At 65.8% G+C, this 4,646-nt stretch carries 4 protein-coding genes; 2 read left to right on the plus strand and 2 right to left on the minus strand.

What is annotated here, in order from left to right:
* Nucleotides 1-549: hypothetical protein (locus ACE3OH_RS19625; protein WP_374357153.1), on the minus strand; the 549-nt coding region annotated here is incomplete at its 3' end.
* Between the two features lie 201 nt (nt 550-750).
* Nucleotides 751-1,359, minus strand: a complete 609-nt coding sequence (locus tag ACE3OH_RS19630; protein ID WP_374357155.1) for an arylesterase — start codon at nt 1,357-1,359, stop codon at nt 751-753.
* Between the two features lie 28 nt (nt 1,360-1,387).
* Here ACE3OH_RS19630 and ACE3OH_RS19635 point away from each other — a divergent pair, with 28 nt between their 5' ends.
* Nucleotides 1,388-2,068: an ABC transporter ATP-binding protein gene (locus tag ACE3OH_RS19635; RefSeq protein ID WP_374357159.1), complete on the plus strand. Its 681-nt coding sequence runs from the start codon at nt 1,388-1,390 to the stop codon at nt 2,066-2,068.
* Nucleotides 2,065-4,527, plus strand: coding sequence for an ABC transporter permease (locus ACE3OH_RS19640; RefSeq protein WP_374357157.1), 2,463 nt, complete (start codon nt 2,065-2,067; stop codon nt 4,525-4,527). Before ACE3OH_RS19635 ends, ACE3OH_RS19640 begins: the two co-directional genes overlap by 4 nt.
* The last annotated feature ends 119 nt before the right edge of the window (nt 4,528-4,646 follow it).

A 4,646-nucleotide genomic window follows, 5' to 3' on the forward strand; every position in this document is an offset into this window, starting at 1 on the left:
TAGCGGCAGGCAGGCCTCGCTTTGCACCGCGGCATCGCAGGTGTAGTAGGCGCCACCTTCGGCCAGATAGGCGTCCACGCTGGCGATCAGGCGCGCCTTGCCCGACAGGCCCACCGTGCTGTTGTTGGAGTGGGCGGCAAACTCGGCAGTCAGGGGGAACTCGGCGCGGCTAGGCTTGCCGGTATAGGCAAGCTTGACCAAGGCAGGTCCGCCCGCCAGCTCGCGCGCCTGGTAGATACCGAGCCAGCCGCAACCGGTATCGCGTGCCACCGCCTGCACCAGGGCATGCAGTGCCGCCAGCCTGGCCGTGGTCGCCTCTTGCACGCCACCCAAGGTGGCCGCCAGGTCATAGGGCGCATCGGCCAGCAAATCCGGCAGCGAACAGGCGCCATTGTCGCCAAGCTCGGGTACCCGGTACTGGTAGAGGCTGGCGATATCGGCCGGCAGGGCTGCCGTTTGCAGCACGCGCCGGTAGTCGGCCACAAAGTTTGCCATCTGTTCGAGCGGGGCTGCGAGGCCGGCCCGGTCAAGGTAGTCAGAGGGGGTCATCACGTTCTCCGCTTTACATGTCGGCATAACAAATACCGAAAAACCGCAATTTGCGGAATATACCAGACCTGCCTCGCGCCCCCGGCGACAGCGCTAGCTGATTTCAGCCTGGCTATTCCGTGTTTGATCGGCAGCCGGCGTACTTGGTCCTATCCGTCTGGCCGATCACGAACTGCCCGGACAACAATGGCATCGGCTGCTTCAGCGTCGCTGGGTCAGCGGGCCCAGCGCCTGCCACACCGTGTCGAGCAGGCGCGCCTGCGCGCTGGCTACCGGGTGCAGCTGATCGGCCTGGAATAATTCCGGGCGATCGGCAATACCCTCAAACAGAAAGGGTGGCTTGGGCAGCTGGTACTGTTGGGCGAGTTCATCAAACATGGCGGCGAACTTGCTGGTGTAAGCGGCGCCAAAGTTCGGCGGTAGCTGCATGGAGATCAACACGGTCTTGGCCCCTGCCGCGCGGTTTTTTTCAATCATGCTGGCCAGGTTCTGGCGGGCGGCGTTGATCGGCAAGCCGCGCAGGCCATCGTTGGCGCCCAGCTCCAGCACCACGATGGCCGGCTTGTGTTCTGCCAGTGCAGCCGGCAGGCGGGTCAGGCCGCCAGCGGTGGTTTCGCCCGACACGCTGGCATTGACCACCTGCCAGCCGCGCCCGAGGCGCTGCTGCAACAGATTGGGCCAGGCTTCACCGTATTTCAGGCCGTAGCCGGCCGACAGGCTATCGCCAAACACCAGAATTGTTTTGGACTCGGCGGCCATTGCTGCCACCATCATCAACAGACACCCCAACACCATCATGAAACGCGACATGCCCAACTCCCAGGAATTCGATTCGACTATGCAGCCCATTCTGGTGGCCGAGGGCCTGAGCAAGCAAGTCGGCCTTGATCAGGAAACCTTGACCATCCTCGACGATGTCAGTTTCAGCCTGCCGCAAAGTGCTTCACTCGCCATTGTCGGCGCCTCCGGCTCGGGCAAGTCCACCCTGCTGGGCCTGTTGGCCGGACTGGATCGTCCCAGCCGGGGGCGGGTGCAGCTGGCCGGGGAATATCTCGATGAACTCGACGAGGATGGCCGGGCCGCCTTGCGCGGCCAGGCGGTCGGCTTTGTGTTCCAGTCCTTCCAGCTATTGCCGGCACTGAGCGCGCTGGACAATGTCGCCCTGCCGCTGGAGCTCTCTGGCCAGCGCGATGCACAAAAACAGGCGCGCGCCCTGCTGGAGCGGGTTGGCCTGGCCGCCCGCCTCAAGCATCGGCCACGCGAATTATCGGGCGGCGAGCAGCAACGGGTTGCACTGGCGCGTGCCTTTGTCACCCGGCCACGCCTGCTGTTTGCCGACGAGCCGACCGGCAATCTCGACACCCAGACCGGCAAGCGCATTATCGAGCTGTTGTTCGACCTCAACCACGAAGCCGGCACCACCTTGGTCTTGGTCACCCATGACGAGCGACTGGCGGCGCGCTGTGCCATGCGCCTGCGTCTGGCTGCCGGCCGGGTCGTCGAGCGGGAGGGGCTATGAAGAATCTGGCACTGGCCTGGCGCTGGCTCAGGCGCGATCTGGCAGCGGGCGAATTGGGCATCATCGCCCTGGCCCTGGTGGTGGCGGTGGCCGCCATGTGCAGCGTCGGTTTTTTTACCGACCGGGTACAGCAGGCACTCGATAGCGAAGCCAACCAGATGCTGGCGGCCGATATGGTAGTGAGCAGCGACCACCCGATCGCGCCGGCCTTTACCGAGCAGATTGCCCTGCATGGCATGCGCGGCGGCGCCATCACCAGCTTTCCCAGCATGGTGATCGCCGGCGAGCAGACGCAGATGGCGGCACTCAAGGCGGTGTCGAGCAGCTACCCGCTGCGCGGCAAGCTGGTGATCCAGCGTGGCCAGACCGAAGTCGCGGTTGGCGCACCGCCACCGGGCCAGGCCTGGGCCGACCAACGCCTGTTCGATGCGCTCGGGCTGAAGCCGGGCGCCAGCATCGAAGTCGGCGCCACCCGCCTGACGCTGGCGGCGGTGCTGGTGCGCGAACCCGATGCGGCGCTCGATGTCTTCAATGTGGTACCACGGCTAATGTTCAACCAGGCCGACCTGGCCGCCACCGGCCTGATCCAGCGCGGCAGCCGCATCCGCTACCGGCTGCTGGCCGCCGGCGACCCGCAGCAGGTAGACGCCCTGCGCGGCTGGATGCAGCCCAAGCTCGATCGCGGCCAGCGGCTGGAGGATGTGCGCGAAGCACGGCCGGAATTGCGCACCGCGCTGGAGCGGGCCGGCCGCTTTCTGCATCTTTCCGCCCTGATGGGGGTATTTCTGGCCGCCGCCGCCATGTCGCTGGCGGCCCGCCGCTATGTGGAGCGGCAGCTCAATACGGTGGCCTTGCTGCGCACCCTCGGGCAGAGCCAGCGCCGCATCATGGCGCTATTCCTGCAGCAATATCTGATGATGGGGCTGTTGGCCATTTCGACCGGCGTAGCGCTGGGCTGGCTGGCACAGTTCGCCCTGTCGCAGACCTTGGGCAGCCTGTTCGATGCCACCCTGCCCGCCGCCGGCTGGCTGCCCGGCCTCGCCGGTGCGCTGGTGGGTCTGGTACTGCTGCTGGGCTTTTGCCTGCCGCCGCTATTGCGCTTGAGCGGAGTACCGCCCTTGCGGGTACTGCGGCGTGATACCACGCCTGCCGGCAATGCCCTGCTCACCGGCAGCCTCGGCGCCATGGCGCTGGCCGGGCTGATTGCCTGGCAGGCGGGCGAATTCAAACTGGCGGCGCTGGCCCTGGGTGGTTTTTCTGCAGCCTTGCTGCTGGCCCTGCTAGCTGCCTGGCTGCTGGTATGGCTGGTGCCCAAGCTGCCGCTGCCCGGCAGCGCCGGCTGGCGCTTTGGCCTTGCCAATGTTGCAAGACGGCGCGGCCTGAGCGTCGCCCAGGTGGTGGCCTTGTCCATCGGCATGATGGCCCTGCTGTTGCTCACCGTGGTGCGCAATGATCTGCTCGGCGCCTGGCAGCGCTCGCTGCCGGCCGATGCGCCCAATCGTTTTGTCATCAATATCCAGCCCGAGCAGCGGGCGCCGCTGGCCGAAGCGTTTCGCAGCGCCGGCCTGCCGGTGCCGGCGTTCGAGCCGATGATCCGCGCCCGACTGATGTCCATCGATGGCCGTGCGGTCAGCGCCGACCGTTATAGCGACGACAATGCCAAGCGCCTGGCGGAACGCGAATTCAATCTGTCCTGGGGGGCGCCGCCGCGCAATGACAACCGGGTGATTGCCGGCCAGGCACTCGATCAGGATCAGCCCGGCTGGGCGGTCGAAGCCGAGCTGGCCAAGACGCTCGGCATCAAGCTTGGTGACAATTTGATCTTCGATATTGCCGGCAGCCGCTATACCGCACCGGTGCTGGCGCTGCGCAAGGTCAGCTGGGATTCGTTCCGCGTCAACTTCTTCGTGGTCGGCACCCGCGCCTTGCTGGAAAAACAACCGGCCAGTTATGTCACCAGCTTCCATCTGGACGAGCAACACGCCAGCTTTGCCAACCGGCTGGCACGCGACTTCAACAATGTGACCGTGGTCGATGTCTCGACCATTGTCGGTGAAGTGCGCAAGGTGCTGGAGCGGGTGATGACCGCAGTCGAGGTGGTGTTCGCCTTCAGCCTGGCGGCCGGCCTGGTGGTGCTGTATGCCGCCACCCTTGCCACCCATGACGAGCGCAAACAGGAAGTGGCGATCCTGCGCACACTTGGCGCCAGTCGCGCCCTGGTGAATCAGGCGGTCAGCGCCGAGCTGCTGCTGATCGGCGGTTTTGCCGGTTTGCTTGCAGCCAGTGCTGCACTTGCCATGGGCGCGCTGACCGCCCGCCTGCTGTTCAACCTGCCGGTACAACCATCGTGGTGGCTGCTGCCGGTCGGCTTGTTCGGCGGTGGCCTGGCCGCCCGCCTTGCCGCCAGCCCCCTATTGCGTCGCGCCTTGCAGACCGCGCCGCTGCGTGCGCTCGCTTGAGTCCGGCCGCGAGAGCGCTATATTGGCTTGCAGGCTGCCCGCCACAGTGAGAATCGGCAGCCAGGGAGAATAGCTGATGCGTATCGACTACCGCTGCGTCCTGGTGCTGCTGGCCGCAT

This window comes from Chitinimonas sp. (assembly GCF_041904975.1).
GTDB lineage: Bacteria > Pseudomonadota > Gammaproteobacteria > Burkholderiales > Chitinimonadaceae > Chitinimonas.

Coding starts and splice junctions, on each gene's coding strand:
- ACE3OH_RS19630 (WP_374357155.1), bottom strand. CDS start 1,359: ATGTCGCGTTTCATGATGGTGTTGGGGTGTCTGTTGATGATGGTGGCA.
- ACE3OH_RS19635 (WP_374357159.1), top strand. CDS start 1,388: ATGCAGCCCATTCTGGTGGCCGAGGGCCTGAGCAAGCAAGTCGGCCTT.
- ACE3OH_RS19640 (WP_374357157.1), top strand. CDS start 2,065: ATGAAGAATCTGGCACTGGCCTGGCGCTGGCTCAGGCGCGATCTGGCA.